Source organism: Psychrobacter sp. MF31, from assembly GCF_012847335.1.
Classification (GTDB): Bacteria; Pseudomonadota; Gammaproteobacteria; order Pseudomonadales; family Moraxellaceae; genus Psychrobacter.
In genome coordinates, this window is the sequence record NZ_JABBDX010000004.1 from 1 (window position 1) to 16,503 (window position 16,503).

The 16,503-nt window shown below is 46.0% G+C and carries 11 protein-coding genes; 7 read left to right on the forward strand and 4 right to left on the reverse strand.

Going from position 1 to position 16,503, the window contains the following annotated elements; genetic code table 11:
• The first annotated feature begins 200 nt into the window (after positions 1 to 200).
• On the forward strand, positions 201 to 983 hold the full coding sequence (locus HF322_RS06290) for a hypothetical protein (protein WP_169392568.1): 783 nt from the start codon (positions 201 to 203) through the stop codon (positions 981 to 983).
• Positions 984 to 1,062: 79 nt separating this feature from the next.
• On the opposite strand, the gene purL is transcribed toward HF322_RS06290, so the two are convergent.
• Positions 1,063 to 5,052 carry a phosphoribosylformylglycinamidine synthase gene (gene purL / locus HF322_RS06295; protein WP_169392569.1) on the reverse strand — a complete coding sequence of 1,330 codons (3,990 nt, stop codon included), beginning with the start codon at positions 5,050 to 5,052 and terminating at the stop codon, positions 1,063 to 1,065.
• A 333-nt stretch (positions 5,053 to 5,385) separates the two neighbouring features.
• Between purL and HF322_RS06300 the strand changes: the two genes are divergently transcribed.
• Positions 5,386 to 5,907 carry a pyridoxamine 5'-phosphate oxidase family protein gene (locus HF322_RS06300; protein WP_169392570.1) on the forward strand — a complete coding sequence of 174 codons (522 nt, stop codon included), beginning with the start codon at positions 5,386 to 5,388 and terminating at the stop codon, positions 5,905 to 5,907.
• A gap of 271 nt (positions 5,908 to 6,178) precedes the next feature.
• Here the strand turns inward: HF322_RS06300 and pgsA are convergent, their stop codons facing one another.
• Positions 6,179 to 6,847 carry a CDP-diacylglycerol--glycerol-3-phosphate 3-phosphatidyltransferase gene (gene pgsA / locus HF322_RS06305; protein WP_169392571.1) on the reverse strand — a complete coding sequence of 223 codons (669 nt, stop codon included), beginning with the start codon at positions 6,845 to 6,847 and terminating at the stop codon, positions 6,179 to 6,181.
• 473 nt (positions 6,848 to 7,320) lie between these two features.
• The gene (acs, locus tag HF322_RS06310) at positions 7,321 to 9,288 is read right to left on the reverse strand and encodes an acetate--CoA ligase (RefSeq protein WP_169392572.1); all 1,968 of its coding nucleotides are present in this window, start codon (positions 9,286 to 9,288) and stop codon (positions 7,321 to 7,323) included.
• A 275-nt stretch (positions 9,289 to 9,563) separates the two neighbouring features.
• On the opposite strand from acs, the gene HF322_RS06315 reads away from it, so the two are divergent.
• Both HF322_RS06315 and HF322_RS06320 read left to right on the forward strand, forming a co-directional pair.
• On the forward strand, positions 9,564 to 10,820 hold the full coding sequence (locus tag HF322_RS06315; protein ID WP_169392573.1) for an NAD(P)/FAD-dependent oxidoreductase: 1,257 nt from the start codon (positions 9,564 to 9,566) through the stop codon (positions 10,818 to 10,820).
• 196 nt (positions 10,821 to 11,016) lie between these two features.
• On the forward strand, positions 11,017 to 11,940 hold the full coding sequence (locus HF322_RS06320; protein ID WP_169392574.1) for a pirin family protein: 924 nt from the start codon (positions 11,017 to 11,019) through the stop codon (positions 11,938 to 11,940).
• Between the two features lie 45 nt (positions 11,941 to 11,985).
• Here the strand turns inward: HF322_RS06320 and HF322_RS06325 are convergent, their stop codons facing one another.
• The gene (locus HF322_RS06325; RefSeq protein WP_169392575.1) at positions 11,986 to 13,101 is read right to left on the reverse strand and encodes an alkene reductase; all 1,116 of its coding nucleotides are present in this window, start codon (positions 13,099 to 13,101) and stop codon (positions 11,986 to 11,988) included.
• Positions 13,102 to 13,509: 408 nt separating this feature from the next.
• Here HF322_RS06325 and HF322_RS06330 point away from each other — a divergent pair, with 408 nt between their 5' ends.
• From HF322_RS06330 to HF322_RS06340, 3 genes are read left to right on the forward strand one after another with little or no spacing between them, the layout of a single operon-like run.
• On the forward strand, positions 13,510 to 14,847 hold the full coding sequence (locus HF322_RS06330) for a lysine N(6)-hydroxylase/L-ornithine N(5)-oxygenase family protein (RefSeq protein ID WP_169392576.1): 1,338 nt from the start codon (positions 13,510 to 13,512) through the stop codon (positions 14,845 to 14,847).
• A 26-nt stretch (positions 14,848 to 14,873) separates the two neighbouring features.
• Entirely contained in the window at positions 14,874 to 15,308 is a 435-nt protein-coding gene (locus HF322_RS06335; RefSeq protein ID WP_169392577.1) for an MgtC/SapB family protein, read from the forward strand.
• A 50-nt stretch (positions 15,309 to 15,358) separates the two neighbouring features.
• On the forward strand, positions 15,359 to 16,381 hold the full coding sequence (locus tag HF322_RS06340) for a lipoate--protein ligase (RefSeq protein WP_169392578.1): 1,023 nt from the start codon (positions 15,359 to 15,361) through the stop codon (positions 16,379 to 16,381).
• Positions 16,382 to 16,503: the final 122 nt, after the last annotated feature.

Below are 16,503 nucleotides of genomic sequence, written 5' to 3' on the forward strand. Positions count from 1 at the left end.
CATGACCTCTCGACTGTTTTGAGTTTGATAGCAGCCATGCTGTGTCATTGTTGATTGCAATTGTTCCCAAAGCGTATCTGTTAGGGCTGTTCTCGCCATGACTCGTATTTCTCGCATCATATCCATAGATGCAGTATTGTAGCTATTATTTATGGCTTATCCAATTGAAGACACGACCTAAAAGCTAAGATGTTTAATTTATGAAATTTTTCAAACCTTTACCTTTAATAGCACCTCTACCAGACGGAACTAAGATACATTTACCTAAAGAGTGGTTCGAAAATAATGATGAGCGAGGTATTATTGCAAGATTACTAATAGATAAACGTTATTTCGGCTCATGCTATAGAAAATTAAACCCCTTATTTTTTGAAAATAATTTTTACAAGGGCGTTGTTGTCAGTATGCTAGTTGATTCTTACAAAGTCCATCCAGAATTAAAACGCCCTGGGGACGTTGACGTTCTAATTATACCTTACACTAAAGATAGTTTAGTGTTCTCAGAAACCATGGCAATTGAAGCTAAAGTATTAAGATCCGCTTATACAAACCAAAATAAATCTCCTAATCAGTTTGGTTTTTCCCAAGCTGAAGGGCTTTGGAATATAGGTTTTCCTTATGTAGCGGTTGCGCATTTTATTGTCTCTGATCTAAGTCCAACTCACCAATGGAGAAAAATATTACAAGGCACTGTTGGAAAAAATGATACTATCAATAATTTAAAAGAAGTATACTTCGATGATTTACCTTTAATTTTAATGGCGCGAACTTTAGGAAGGTTGAGCAAAAGCTCTAAGAACCAAAACTTTGGACTACTAAGTAGTTATTTAGGTAATATAAAAGATAAATCAATGTTTTTTCCTGACGGAACAAGGTGTATTAAAAACCCTTTAAATAATGAGGATTTAATAAAAGGATTAATCAAATACTATTCAGAAAATTATAAATGTTTTCTTAATATTCCTAAAAATCCTCCAAATTAATCTATAACCTAAACCTCAAACAAAAAAGGCAAGCCCGCGCTCGCCTTTTTTTATTGCTAAATCTTTTAACGATTAAACTTTATCGCAACCACGCTCTGGCATTGCGGAACATCCGCATCCAAGCGCCGTCGCCGTCCCACTCAGTGGGTTTCCAACTGTGGTTATAAGCGCGAAGGTTGCGCTCAGGGTGCGGCATCATGATGGTCACGCGACCATCAGTGCTACAGATGCCGGTCACGCCGCCCACCGAGCCGTTGGGGTTGAGCGGATAGGTTTCGGTAGGCGCGCCTTGGCTATCAACATAGCGCATGGCAAGCTGACCGTGACGCGCCATGCCGTCGACGTCAACGGCATTTAGCGTGGCAAAACCTTCACCGTGGGCAACGGCAATCGGCAAGATGCTGTCTTGCATACCTTTAAACAAGACCGATTTGGTGCGCTCAATCTTAACGTTGACGGTTCGCGCTTCAAAGCGACCCGATTTGTTGGCGATAAAGCGCGGGAAGTTGTCCGCCCCCGGAATGAGGTCTTTTAATTGCGCCATCATCTGACAGCCGTTACAAACGCCAAGGGTAAACGTCTCAGGACGGGCAAAAAAGCGCACAAACTGCATGCGTAGCTCATCGTGGAACAATACCGAATGCGCCCAGCCTGACCCCGCGCCTAGCACGTCGCCGTAGCTAAAGCCGCCACAGGTGACCAAACCGTCAAAGTCGCGCAAGTCAATTCGGCGGCTTAACAGGTCGCTCATGTGAACATCAAGCGCCTCAAACCCTGCTCGGGTGAATCCTGCGCCCATCTCAAGCTGACCGTTAACGCCTTGCTCACGCAAAATGGCGACTTTTGGCTTGCTGTTTCGGCTATTTAAGTACGGCGCTTCAATGGCTTGGTTTAATTCATAATTAGCATGCGCAATTAAGCCTTGATGCTTATCGTTACTGATTAAATCAAACTCGTCTTGAGCGCAATTTGGATTGTCGCGGCGGCGGGCGATTTGGTAGCTGACTTGGCTCCAAGCTTCTTGGATAGCGCGGCGCTCAAAGCGCAAGGTGTTGTCGCCGGATAAGCTTGGCGATTGGATAATTAGCGCATCTTCGTCACAGCTTTGACCAATTAGGCTCAGCATATCGCTAACATTGTGTTTTTCTGCCAACGCCATCAAATCATTGACGTTTTCAGGCAACACTTGAATGACCGCGCCAAGCTCTTCGCTGAACAGTTGACCGAGTAAATTGTCATCAGTGAGCGCAAGCTTGATGCCCAGACGGCTGGTAAATTGCATCTCGCTAACGCTTGCCAGCATCCCGCCATCGCCAATATCGTGATAGGCGCTGATGATGCCTTGCTGATTGGCGGCTTGGATAAAGTTAAAGAAGTGGATTAAATCAGCGCTGTCGTCCAAATCTGGGCAATCATTGCCAAGTTGGCTTTGCGTTTGCGCCAAAATTGAGCCACCAAGGCGGAATTGACCTTTGGACAAGTCAAGGCGATAAAAGGCGCTGTCGGTTTTTACAAGCTCAGGGGTCAATGTTTTTTCAACATTGGTTACCGGTGCAAAGGCAGTAATGACAAGGCTCATGGGGGAGACAACCGATTTGTCTTGACCAGCATCGTCCGTCCAGTTGGCGCGCATTGACAGCGAGTCTTTACCCACCGGAATGGCAATACCAAGCGCGGGGCAAAGCTCCTCACCAACTGCGTGAACAGCATCAAAAAGCGCAGCATCCTGGACGTCTTCGCCGCAAGCTGCCATCCAATTAGCGGACATGGTGATGTCGGACAATTTGTTAATGCTTGCGCCAGCCATGTTGGTAATCGCTTCGCCAACGGCAAGTCGCGCTGAGGCTTTTGGATTAATCAGCGCGACAGGGGTGCGCTCGCCAATGCTCATCGCCTCGCCGCTCATGGGCTTACCATCAAGGGCAATCAATCCTGACGCGGTCACCGCGCAATCGGCAACCGGAACTTGGTAACGACCCACATACTGGTCACGGACGATCATTCCGGTGATTGAGCGGTCGCCAATGCTGATTAAAAACGACTTGCTAGCGACGGTTGGGTGACGCAGCACGTCAAATACCGACTCGCGGATATCAACGCTTGCCAAATCAAGCGCCGGAAGCGTTGTTTCCACGCGCTCAAAGCTGCGCTGCATTTTTGGCGTACCCCCAAGCAAGACTTGCATCGGCATATCAACGGGCTGCTCGCTTAATAAGTCATCATCAACTTTTAATTGGCGAATGCTCGTAGCCACACCCAAAATCGCATACGGGCAGCGCTCACGAGCACAAATCGCGTCAAACTGCGCTTGGCTTTCAGGGCGAATGGCAAGAACGTAGCGCTCTTGAGCTTCATTTGACCAAATTGCCATTGGTGACATGCCAGCTTCAAGCGAAGGCACTCGGCGTAAGTTTAAATGCGCGCCCATTTCGTGGTCGTTGACCAGCTCTGGCATCGCGTTTGATAAACCACCTGCGCCCACATCGTGGATGGACACGATAGGGTTGCCGTCTTTACTGTTATTACTTGCCTCAGTATCATTTCCGGCAAGCGCCCAACAGCGGTCAATCACCTCTTGACAGCGGCGCTCCATCTCGGCGTTATCGCGCTGAACCGAGGCAAAATCAAGACCTTCGTCCAAGTCGCCGCTATCGACCGAACTTGCAGCGCCGCCGCCTAAGCCGATTTGCATCGCAGGACCGCCAAGAACGATCAGCAAATCGCCCTCAGAAATGCCATTTTTTTCAATCAAATTGCGCTTGATGTTGCCATAACCACCGGCAAGCATGATGGGCTTATGATAGCCGCGCATTTGACTGCCGTCTTGATTTTCTGAGGTATCCAGTTGAAAGCTGCGGAAATAACCGCAAAGATTCGGGCGACCAAATTCATTAGAAAAATTTGCTGAACCTAATGGGGCATCCAGCATGATTTCAAGACTGGTTGCCATGCGCTCCGGCGTGCCGTAATCTTGGGTAGATACGTTGCCAGATTGTTCCCATTTTTCAGGCAATTCTGGAATGTGCAAATGCGACACATGAAAGCCGGTCAATCCTGCTTTTGGCTTACCACCGCGACCAGTTGCGCCTTCATCACGGATCTCGCCGCCGGCTCCCGTTGCTGCTCCGGCGTACGGTGCGATTGCCGTTGGGTGGTTGTGCGTTTCCACCTTCATCAAAATATCGATATTTTCTTGATGAAAGCCGTAAGTATGTTCAGAGTTTACGTCCATCGCGTCATTTGGCACCGGATAAAAACGCAAACCCTCAGACCCTGCCATCACCGCTGCGTTGTCTTTATAGGCGGATAAAATCCCTTCAGGATTTTTTTGATGGGTGTTTTTAATCATTTGGAACAACGATTTTGGCTGAACTTCACCGTCAATCGTCCACTGGGCATTAAAAATCTTATGGCGGCAATGCTCTGAGTTGGCTTGGGCAAACATCATCAATTCAACGTCGGTTGGATTGCGACCAAGCTCATTCACATAAGCATTGACAAGATAATCGATATCATCATTGGATAACGCAAAGCCAAACTCTTTATTTGCCGCCTCAAGCGCCGCGCGACCTTGACCCATCACATCGATATGGTTAAGACTTGCAGGACTTTCATCATCAAACAACTGACCGACCGACTCCAACTCATAAACCAAGCTTTGCGTCATTTTATCGAATAAAAGTTCTTCTGCCGCTTTTGGTAACTTGGCTAAAGCATCACCGTCAAAGCCAAGCGTGAACACAATCACCCGCTCAATGCGCTCGATATTGATGTCACAATTGTTAAAAATGTCGGTGGCTTTACTTGCCCAAGGGGAAATCGTCCCAAATCGTGGCGACACCACCACTTGCCGCTCAGTGGCTTCGGCTTTTTCAAGCGCGATGTCAGCGGTGACGCCGAGCAAATCCAGCGCCTTTTGATAAGCGTCCTCATTTAAGGATTGCGATAATACAAAAACTTGTTGCGATTTGATGGAGGTGATCGTAAGGTTGGTTTTTTGCTCAAACTGAGAAAGGAGTTGCTGCGTCTGAAAATCGGTTAAAAACGGCTTTCCGGCGATGATCATCATAAAGCGTAATCCGTAACAAAGGCATCAGTGCCATGCAAAGTAAATAGTTTGCGCATTATACCAAGAAGCCTTGCAATTATCAGGAGTAAAGGTCAATTTAGCCCGCTTTTTTCCAAATCGGTAAGTTACGCAACTCTGCTAAACCTTACAAACGCTCACACCCCATTACCGGCAACCTATATAAAAAATTATCCAAAACCAAGTATTCTAGTTTCAGCTGCAAGGCTACCTTTGATTGCCAAATTTTTAATGTATTTAGTGATTATATTGGCAATCGTTAAGCTTGATTAACTTTTCCATCATAACAACAATGCTTCATCAAGGAGTTCTGTAATGAGTCAAGACGATAAGAAAAACCAAGGCGACCAACAAAAACAGCTTGAGCAAATCAATACCATTATTAAAGATGTCAAATTCGCCATGATGAGCACCGTTAATAAAAAAGGTGACATTCATGCTTGGCCAATGACCACCACCGAAACTGACATCAATAACAAAGAGATTTGGTTCATTGGTGATAAAACCTCACCTGTCGTCCAAGACTTAGCCGAAAACTCTCATGTCGGATTGACCTACGCCTCAAAAGATGAAAAAGATTACGTATCCCTAAGCGCTCGCGCTGAACTGGTCGATGACAAATTAAAACTTGATGAGCTTTGGTCACCAATGGACAGCGCCTTTTTTGAGCACGGCAAAGACGACGAAAAAGTTCAGCTCATTAAAGTTATCCCCCACGGCGCTGAATGTTGGATGAGCGGCAATTCAGTAATCAATATGTTTAAAATGACTGCCGCCGCTGTCCAAGATGGCAAAACTGCAGAAGATATCGGCGAAACCTTTAAAATCTCACTATAAAGGTTGAACTGCAAAAAACACAATCTGGCGATTGGATAACTATAATAATTAATAATTTTTTGGAACATCATAATAACGATAAGAAATTTTGAAAATAACTATAATTTGATAATATTAAACTATAAAAATAATAATAACTTTATAAAAAAATAATGACGTTGTAAAAAATAAAAATAATAACTCATAACAATAAAAAATAATAATGATGTCCAATCGCCAAAAAAAATGCCAGTAATTTACGTTACTGGCATTTTTTAATTGATAGCTTTTACTAACCACTTTGCTTTAAATAGGGCCAAGCCGCTTTCAAATAAATAAACATTGACCAAAGCGTGAGCACCACCGCCGCCACCATCAAACCATAACCAATCAGCTCAAGCGATTCCCAATTGAGCAGCAGCACGGTAATCGCAATCATTTGAAAGGTTGTTTTAAGCTTGCCAACATACGATACCGCAACGCTAGTACGAGCGCCAAGTTCCGCCATCCATTCACGAAGCGCCGACACGGCAATTTCACGCGAGATAATCACAATGGCGGCAATTGCCATAATAATGTTCGAGTGCCATTGAACCAAAATAATCAGCGCCGCTGCCACCATCAATTTGTCCGCAACAGGGTCTAAAAAGCGCCCAAATGCGGAGCTGACGTTCAGCTTTCGGGCAAAATAACCATCGAGCCAATCAGTGATTGCCGCCAAAATGAATACGGCGGTCAATAACAAATGGCGCAGCAAACTGTCGCTAAATTCGCTCATACCAACTCGAGCAATGACATTGTCCGAAATAGCAGGAACGTTAATCCCAAGCGCTGGCGGCCAATAGGCGATCGCGACAAACAGTGGAATCATCACAATCCGCGCGATGGTCAGATTGTTCGGCAAATTAAAAATACTTGAGTCTTGCTGAGCATCCTCAGACAAGCGTGAGCTTTCGGTCATGGCAAACCCAGTTTTAAGAATGACGGAAGCTTAGTAGCTTAGCACTTTTATGGCATAACGTCATGCCAACCTTGGTAAGATTACGCGCAAGTTAAGGGGTCAAAAACCTAAATTGAGAATGAAAAGGGTAATGAGAACTTAATCGTAAGTAGTTGTAAATACGCTAGTAATTGCCCCAAAATTTAGCTATTCTTAAATCAAGAACAGTTGTACACTGATAATTGTAAGCGTATGTTAGAGGAGATTGAAAACCAAGCTAAAGACGGCATTGATAACTTAAGACGACTGATAACATAATAAATACTAATAACAATAACGCCATTCGTTTTTCCTCAGCCCACAGCTCCTCCTCTGTGGGCTTTTTTTATGCTCTTATAATAAGCTTTGGTTTTGACTGCCAATTGAATACTTTTCTTATAATTAAAAAAACAAGCACCACCTTTTCAGCAGTGCTTGCTTTTATTTTATGAAAGTTAACGGCAAGCTTTACGTTCCGCCTTTACTGCTTCAATTAACTTGTTAATCACGGTGCTGTCAGCAAGCGTGGACAAATCGCCTAAGCCGACGAATTGACCGGCAGCAAGATTGCGTAAAATCCGGCGCATGATTTTGCCGGAGCGCGTTTTTGGGAGCGCATCGACGATATAAACGGCATCAAGATTGGCAATGGGACCGATTTCTGATCTGACGTGACGATTAAGCGCCGCTTTTAGGTGCTCAGATGGAGATTCCCCTGCCTTTAAGATAACAAACGCGCAAATGCCCTCGCCGCGAATGTCATGCGGCATGCCAACGACCGCCGCTTCCGCCGTTGCAGGATGAGCGACGATCGCGCTTTCAATCTCAGCGGTGCCAAGTCTGTGACCTGAAACGTTAAGCACATCATCAACGCGGCCGGTGATCCAGTAGTGACCATCTTCATCGCGCTGAGCGCCGTCGCCGGTGAAATAATAACCCGGATAGGCGCTAAAATAAGTCTCAATAAAGCGCTGATGATTGTTATAAATGGTTCGCATTTGTCCTGGCCAGCCGCCCGCAATAGCAAGGTTGCCAGAAGCAGGACCTTCAAGCGCTACGCCATCGGTATCTATAATTTCAGGTTTGATGCCGTATAGCGGGTTCATAGCGGCGCCGGGTTTAAGCCCTGTTGCTCCCGGAATCGGTGCCAGTAAAATCCCGCCGGTTTCGGTCTGCCACCACGTATCAACAATCGGACAGCGACCGCCGCCGACCACATGATAGTACCAATCCCAAGCTTCAGGATTGATCGGCTCACCAACCGTTCCTAGTAAGCGCAAGCTTGAGCGGTTAGACTCGCGAACAAAGGTATCGCCCTCTTTCATCATGGCGCGGATGGCAGTGGGCGCGGTATAAAGTACGCTGATACAATGCTTATCAATGATATGCCCCACGCGCGCCCACGTTGGGTATTCAGGAACGCCTTCAAACATCACGGTTGTGGTGCCATTGGCTAGCGGCGCGTAGGTGACATAAGTATGCCCCGTAACCCAGCCCACATCCGCCGTACACCAATAAATATCGTCGTCTTTAATATCGAACACATCGCGAAACGTTGATAGCGCATAAGTAATATAGCCGCCGGTGGTATGCAACACGCCTTTAGGTTTGCCAGTTGATCCTGAGGTATAAAGTAAAAACAGCGGGTCTTCAGCGTCCATCACCTCAGGCTCGCACCACTCGCTTTCACTTTCAACCAAGGCATGATACCAAACATCGCGGCGACCGCTCATCGGAATCGAGCTTCCGGTTCGATGAACGACGATCACTTTTTCAACGCTATCGGTGCCATCCATATCAAGGGCGCGATCTACGTTGACTTTAAGGGGCGTTCGTTTGCCGCCGCGAATGCCTTCATCGGCGGTGATCACAAGCTTGGACTGGCTATCAATGATGCGATTTCCCAAGCTTTCAGCAGAAAAGCCACCAAAAACTACCGAATGAACCGCGCCGATCCGCGCACAAGCCAGCATCGCCACCATGGCTTCAGGAACCATTGGCATATAAAGCGTGACCCGATCGCCTTTTTTGACCCCAAGCTTGCGCATGGCATTTCCCAATCGGCAAACGTCGCTATGCAATTCTTTAAATGAGATAATTTTGTGCAGTGAGGGGTGATCGCCCTCCCAAATCAGCGCCGGTTTATACGGATTGGTTTTTAAATGTCGATCAAGGCAATTGACCGAAATGTTCAGCTTGCCATCTTCAAACCACTTGATGCGAAAGTCGTCCAAATCATAATTCACGTTACTAATAATGCTAGGCGCTTTAATCCAGTCGATCAATTTTGAGCGCTCTTGCCAAAACGCATCGCGATCCTCATTTGATGCAATCGATCGCGCGTAATCTTTGGCATATTGCTCAGCGCTGGTGTTCGCCGCTTGCAAAAAGTCATCGGCAATGGGAAAAATCTTTTGAGTCATGGTCATCATCCTTAATTATTATTAAAAACTATTATTGATGTTTTTTTACTGATTATTTATTTAAGGCATGAATCAGTTTGACAAATAAGGCGCGGTGATGCAAGACACAATTGATCAATGACCACAATATAACTAAACCATTGTAAATAAAAAATAAACATCAAATATCTTGGTTAATCGGTTCTAACTTCGCTTGTCACACTAAACTTTTAGCCTCCCGCTTTGATCCGCGATCTTTTATAATGTTGAGCTTATTTGTAATTTTGGGACTTTCTATGTCATCCCCCTTGGATTTTGACGTTATCATTATTGGCGCGGGCGCCTCCGGCTTATATTGCGCCTTTACTGCTGCCCGCCGAGGCAAGCGCGTTTTGGTTTTGGATCACGCCAATAAAGCGGGCAAAAAAATCCTCATGTCCGGCGGTGGTCGCTGCAACTTTACCAATTATTTTGTTGATCCGACCCATTTTATCAGCGCCAATCCGCATTTTTGCAAATCGGCGCTAGGTCGCTATCCCAGTTGGGAGTTTATTGGATTGGTTGAGGCTCATGGCATCGCCTATCATGAGCGCGATCACGGTCAGCTATTTTGTGATGATTCTGCAAAAGACATCTTAGCGATGCTATTAACCGAGTGCCAAAACTCAGGCGTCACTATTCAACTCAATACCCAAATTCAACAAATTAAAACCTTACAAAATAGTGATCATATTTTTGAGCTTAGCACCCAAAAAGTGACTAAAAAAAATAGTGACGCTCAAAACGCACCTCAAAATTATTATGGTCAATCTTTAGTGATTGCCACCGGCGGGCTGTCCATCCCAACGCTAGGCGCCACAGGATTTGGCTTTGAGGTTGCCGAGCAGTTTGGGCATACGATTTTGCCAACGTCAGCAGGGCTGGTGCCATTTACCTTTACCGACAAAACCGGCGAGCTGATCAGCAGTTTGTCCGGAATCAGCCTTCCGGTGATTGCCAGCAATAGCAAAATCGCGTTTAACTTGCCGCTGTTATTTACCCATCGCGGTCTGTCAGGACCTTCGATGCTGCAACTGTCCAACTATTGGCAACTTGGCGAGAGCATCACCATTAATTTGTTGCCAAGCACAGACATCTCCAGTTTGCTTTTGGCAAAAAAGCTTTCTCACCCTAAGCTGCGCATCCGTACCATTTTGCTTGAGGATTTAGGCGACCATAAATTGCCCAAAAAGCTGGTTTTGGCGTTTCAAGACTTTTTTTGGCAAGATATCAAAGATACCGAAATTGCTAATATTAAAGACGATCAGCTTGAGCAAATCGGGGCGCTGATTAATCACTGGCAACTTAAACCCTCAGGAACGGAAGGCTACCGAACCGCAGAGGTCACGCGCGGCGGCGTCAATACCAATGAGGTCTCCTCAAAAACGATGGAAAGCCGATTGCAGCCCAAGCTTTATTTTATTGGTGAAGCGCTTGATGTGACGGGTCATTTGGGCGGCTATAATTTTCAATGGGCTTGGGCAAGTGGCTTTGTTTGTGGTCAATCGTTATAAGGAAAATTATGTAAATAGTTTAGTTATCAATAATTTAAACTAACATTATTCTTATAAGATTGTGCTCAAGTCTTGCTGAACGGTCTTAAGCCACTTATAATAAAATTTAATTTTTAATTAACAGTTTATTTTTATTGATTAGCTTAATTTAATAATATAAATAATATAAAAGTTGATTGTTTAAGCGAGGTTTTAGATGCGCGCCATCAAAAAGATCCACGGTGACAGTCCCAAACACTGGGTTGGCGATGGTTTTTTGGTTCGAACGGTCATCAACCATCTGCAAGAAAATCCTGAGTTTAATTACCAACATACCGACCCGTTTTTGCTGTTAGATTTTGGCGAGCCGACCGTTTTTGCGCCCAATCCTAACTTTGATAGTGCGCCGCATGGCATTGGCAAGCATCCGCACAAAGGCTTTGAAACGGTGACGGTGGCGTATCATGGGGCGGTCAGTCACAAGGACTCTTCAGGCGGCTCAGGGACGATTGGTGCGGGCGATGTTCAGTGGATGACGGCAGGTCGCGGCATCGTTCATGAAGAGTTTCATGCGCCCGAATTTGGCAAAACGGGTGGCATGTTTAGTATGGCTCAGCTTTGGGTCAATTTGCCGCAAGATAAAAAAGAGGTCGCCCCAAGCTATCAAGAGATCAAGCGCGCGATGATTCCATCAAGTGCGCTGCTAGATTTGGATACCGGTCGGCAGGTTGGTAAGCTTTGTGTGATCGCAGGTCAGTTTCAAAAAAACGTTGGCGCGGCAACAACCTTTACACCGATTAATATTTGGGATATTGAACTGAGCGATAAAGGCACAGTAGCGCTAGAAATCCCCAGCGACCATACCTTATTGATGCTCATTCAAGAAGGTCAAGCGCTCATTCAAGACCAAGAAGTGAGCGCGGGGCAATTGATTGAGTTTGAAGCGGCAACGGCGGCTGACAATTTGCCCAAAACGTTCGGGCGTATTGATATTAAGTTACAAGATTCCGGCGCTCGGATTTTGCTGCTCAGCGGTGAGCCAATTGGCGAGCCGATTGCCGCTCATGGACCTTTTGTGATGAGCACGGCCGATGAGCTCAAACAAGCGTTTGATGACTATCGGCGCGGTCATTTTGGCTAGGGCGTGACCTCAATTCAAACGATGCTCTTTAAATATCTGGTGGGATTAGTTCTTGTTTTGGCGATCGTCTAAAAACGGATAGTCAGTATAGCCGGCACTGCCGCCGCCATAAAAGGTTTCTGGATGTTGGGGGTTCAAGGGCGCACCAATCTGGATGCGCTCTGCCAAATCCGGATTGGCAATATAATCGCGACCAAAAGCAACCGCATCAATCAAGCCTTGCTCAATGAGCGTTTCGGCTTTCTCCGGCGTGTAGCCTCCAGCAGCAATAATTAAATTGTCAAATGCGGCGCGAATATGTTTACGAAATTCCTCGCTATAAGGCTTACCGCCTGCCCAATCCGGCTCAGACAAATGCAAATACATCAAGCCGCGCTGATTGATTTGCTCAATGAGCCAAAGGTTATCCGCTTCGTTATAGCCCGCCTCAACATTGTTAAACGTTCCCAAAGGCGAAATCCGAATGCCAACGTGATCTTTGTCCCAAGCACTAACGCAAGCATCGATGACCGCAAGCATTAATCGCGCGCGATTTTCTCGGCTGCCGCCAAAGTCATCATCGCGTTTGTTGGTGTGCTCTACCCAAAACTGGTGCAATAAATAACCGTGAGCGCCGTGAATTTCAACACCATCAAACCCTGCCGCTTTGGCATTTTTGGTGGCATGGGCAAAATCCTTAATGACTTGCTCAATCTCATCAACACTTGCAGCTCGCGGCTTGGTAGCATCAACGCGAATGGCAAGATTGTCACTATCACGAAGCGAAGTACGGATGCCCACATCAACATCTGACGCCGAAATCGGTGCGCGGCCCTCCGGCTGAACGCTTTTGTGAGCGACCAGTCCTGTATGCCAAAGTTGCAACACGATTTTGCCGCCTTTAGCATGGACATTGTCCACAATCGCTTTCCAAGCCGTCATTTGATCATCGGTGTGAATCCCCGGCGCGCCTGCGTAGCCTTTTGCCTGAAACGATACTTGCGTTGCCTCAGCAATAATCAATCCTGCCCCTGAGCGCTGCGAATAATACTCGCCTGCCATCGCTGTCGGGACATCACCCGGCTCAACGGCGCGAAGTCGTGTTAAGGGCGCCATTACAATGCGATTTTTTAGCGTTTGATCGCCCATTTTGACCGTTTCAAATAATATATCGTGTGCCATAATTGCCTTATTCTTGTTTGTTATTGTTGATATTAAACGCCCGTATCATTGGACGTTATTTATGAAAGCGCCTTTGACTTGCCGTAATTGCTTTTAAACGATAACAATCACGTCAACTCTGCACCTCGATCGTTATGATGCCATATTGGCGGGCTTCAAGATTTTTCTTATTAAAATCGTGAACACCGCCGTCACCATTGCTACTTGAAAAGGGGAATTTTTTTACGCAATTCACCTCGATTATTTTTTTCAGTCGCGACATGATAAGCAGATGGCTTGTGATGATTGGGATAAAACCGCTTAACTTGCCATCAACCTAATAGCCCAAATAACCACTAAAACTGTCATTACAAAAACCAATATTAAAAGCCAGAATAAACCACCAAAACAAAAAAAATAGGGGCGGCGATGATAGATGTGATTGGCATTGGTCTTGGACCATTTAACTTAAGTCTGGCAGCGCTACTGACCAAAACGCCTGCGATTTCAAGCCAGTTTTTTGAGCAAAAACCGTGCTTTAATTGGCATAAAAATATGATATTGCCGCATACGACCTTACAAGTGCCGTTTTTAGCAGATTTGGTCAGCTTAATTGATCCCACAAGCCCGTTTAGTTTTTTAAATTATTTGCATTGCCATCAGCGTTTATTAAAGTTTTATTTTTTAGAAGATTTTGAAATTTTTCGCCAAGAGTACAATCACTATTGCCAGTGGGTAGTTGGTCAATTATCAGGGCTGAACTTTTCGGCAATGGTAACCGAAACCAAAGCCATTGACGGCGGTTATCAAGTGACGGTTTGCCAAAATCAAAAAATGCAAACCTTTACAGCTAAAAATTTGGTCATTGCGACCGGATCAACGCCTGTTTTGCCGCCATTTTTGCAAGATATCGCAACCAAAGCGCCAAAGCGCTGTATGCATACGGCAAATTATGCGACCCATTTTGATGTGGACACGATTGCGCGCAACGATCGGCTTGCCAAAGTGCTTATCATCGGCTCGGGGCAGTCGGCGGCAGAAGTATTTCGGGCGCTGTTTGAGCAGCAGCTTGATGAGGCGGGCAAGCCAAAATTTGCCATTGATTGGCGGACGCGATCGAGCGGATTTTTTCCGATGGAATACTCAAAATTGGGGCTTGAGCATTTCAGCCCTGCTTATACCGATTATTTTCACAGTTTGCCCACGTCGACCAAATCGCAATTGATCGCTCGCCAAGATTTGCTGCATAAAGGCATGAGTGTGGTCACCATCTCTGACATTTATCAAAAGCTTTATGAGCGCAGTGTGGGCAATCAGCCGACCTTTGCTACCCTTATGGCAAATTGCGCGCTCAAAGCCGTCAAGCTCAATGAAGATCAGCCAACCACGATCAATGTCACCTTGCATCAGCAAGAGCAAAACCAAACGATCCATTGTGATTATGATTGCGTGATCGCCGGAACGGGCTATCAAGAAGGGCTTCCTGATTGCCTGTCGCCGCTGCTATTTGATATTGAGTGCGACGATTTAGGTCAGCCGGTGGTCAATCGCAACTATACTTTAAATGTGCTCAATGACCCCAAAACGGCGGTCGGATCAGGGCATATTTTTGTGCAAAATCAAGAAACGCACTCGCATGGCGTTGGCTCAGGGGATTTGGGACTTGGGGCATATCGGGCAGGCTGCGTCGTTAATCAGTTGGCAGGTCGAGCCATTTATGACACCAAGGGGTTGGATATTTTTCAGCAATTTGGCATGGCAAAGTAAGAAAAGTAAGACAAGGAGTCGTCATCATGCTTGATTTTGATCTCAACTTTCAGCTCATGATATATCACTTTTTGCAGCTGGGAATCGCGTTTTTGCTGTCGCTGCCCATTGCGCTCAACCGTGAAATGAAAGATCGCGGCGCGGGTCTTCGCACTTTTCCTTTGGTGACGATTGCCTGCTGCGCGTTTATGCTCGTTGGTCGCGATATTTACGATCCGGCGGCGGAGGCGCGAATTATGTATGCGGTGATTACGGGAATGGGCTTTATCGGTGGTGGCGCGATATTTAAAAATGAGGAAGGCTCGCAAGGTACAGCAACGGCTGCCAGCCTTTGGAACACGGGCGCTATCGGAATTACCGTGGCTTATGGTCGCTATGAGATTGCCATTATTTTATCGGTCGTTGGGTTTTTAATTTTGCAATTTTCGGAGCCATTTAAAGCAAAAGTGAAACACGATTAGGTCATCTGCGATAGAATTTATGGTTTTTTGAATAGATTAATAGGCAACCTATGAAACTGCGAATTTTAACCTCCGCCATCACCAACCCGTGGTTTAACCTTGCCACCGAAGATTGGATTTTTAATACGCTTGGCGCGACTGATAAAGACCCCAACACGCATACGCTGTTTTTGTGGCGAAATAGTGAAACCGTGGTGATTGGGCGATCGCAAAATCCGTGGGTTGAGTGTAAGCTTGATAACATGGCAGAAGATAACGTGTTTTTGGCAAGGCGGCAAAGCGGTGGCGGCGCGGTATTTCACGATTTGGGCAACACCAACTTTACCTTTTTATCCCCAAAAACGGGCTACAATCAAGACGCTAATTTTGCCATTATTATTAACGCGCTAAAAAGTTTAGGCATTGAAGCCACATTGTCAGGTCGCAATGATATGCAATTTGGCGACCGTAAAATATCCGGAAGCGCCTTTAAACACACCGCCGATCGCAGCTTTCATCACGGCACACTCTTAGTCGATGCCAACATGCAAAAGCTTGGCGATTACCTCAATCCGCACCCGCTCAAGCTTAAAGCCAAAGGCATCAAATCGGTTCGGGCGCGCGTGGCAAACCTGACAGAGTTTAACCCAACCATTAATCACGATAAGTTATCAAGCGCCATTATCGACGCGTTTTGCAACTATCATGGTCAAACGGTGACGCCTGAAGCGCTTTATGAAGCCAGCCTGCTACGAGAGCCAATGCTCAATAGCTACTATGAACAGATGGCGGATTGGGACTGGCGCTTTGGTAAGACGCCTAACTTTAACCACCATATCGAGACAAGGTTTGATTGGGGCATCATCGATTTGCATTTGGATGTCAATCAGGCAACGATTACCGAAGTTGTCATATTTTCGGACGCGCTTAATGTCGGCTTGATTGATGCGCTTAAAGACGCTTTGACCGGAGTTAAATATAGCAAAGATGCTATCCGCTTGGCGCTTGAGGCGCTTAAAGATGCGCAACCGGAAATGGCGGCGCAGGTGGCGGATGTTGAGGGTTGGGTTTTGGGGGAGATGGGATTAACTTAGCTGTAGGTTAGCGTTTGTGAACGGTTAATGATTAAATGATATATGAAGCAGGTTGCGCTTTGCTAACCCACACTACGTTTGCTGCTTTGACATGGTGAAGGTTAGGTATATTTACGATTGAT

Bases quoted from the DNA above. Each gene is read 5' to 3' on its own strand.
- HF322_RS06290 (WP_169392568.1), top strand. From the start codon at position 201: ATGAAATTTTTCAAACCTTTACCTTTAATAGCACCTCTACCAGACGGA.
- purL (WP_169392569.1), bottom strand. From the start codon at position 5,052: ATGATGATCATCGCCGGAAAGCCGTTTTTAACCGATTTTCAGACGCAG.
- HF322_RS06300 (WP_169392570.1), top strand. From the start codon at position 5,386: ATGAGTCAAGACGATAAGAAAAACCAAGGCGACCAACAAAAACAGCTT.
- pgsA (WP_169392571.1), bottom strand. From the start codon at position 6,847: ATGACCGAAAGCTCACGCTTGTCTGAGGATGCTCAGCAAGACTCAAGT.
- acs (WP_169392572.1), bottom strand. From the start codon at position 9,288: ATGACTCAAAAGATTTTTCCCATTGCCGATGACTTTTTGCAAGCGGCG.
- HF322_RS06315 (WP_169392573.1), top strand. From the start codon at position 9,564: ATGTCATCCCCCTTGGATTTTGACGTTATCATTATTGGCGCGGGCGCC.
- HF322_RS06320 (WP_169392574.1), top strand. From the start codon at position 11,017: ATGCGCGCCATCAAAAAGATCCACGGTGACAGTCCCAAACACTGGGTT.
- HF322_RS06325 (WP_169392575.1), bottom strand. From the start codon at position 13,101: ATGGCACACGATATATTATTTGAAACGGTCAAAATGGGCGATCAAACG.
- HF322_RS06330 (WP_169392576.1), top strand. From the start codon at position 13,510: ATGATAGATGTGATTGGCATTGGTCTTGGACCATTTAACTTAAGTCTG.
- HF322_RS06335 (WP_169392577.1), top strand. From the start codon at position 14,874: ATGCTTGATTTTGATCTCAACTTTCAGCTCATGATATATCACTTTTTG.
- HF322_RS06340 (WP_169392578.1), top strand. From the start codon at position 15,359: ATGAAACTGCGAATTTTAACCTCCGCCATCACCAACCCGTGGTTTAAC.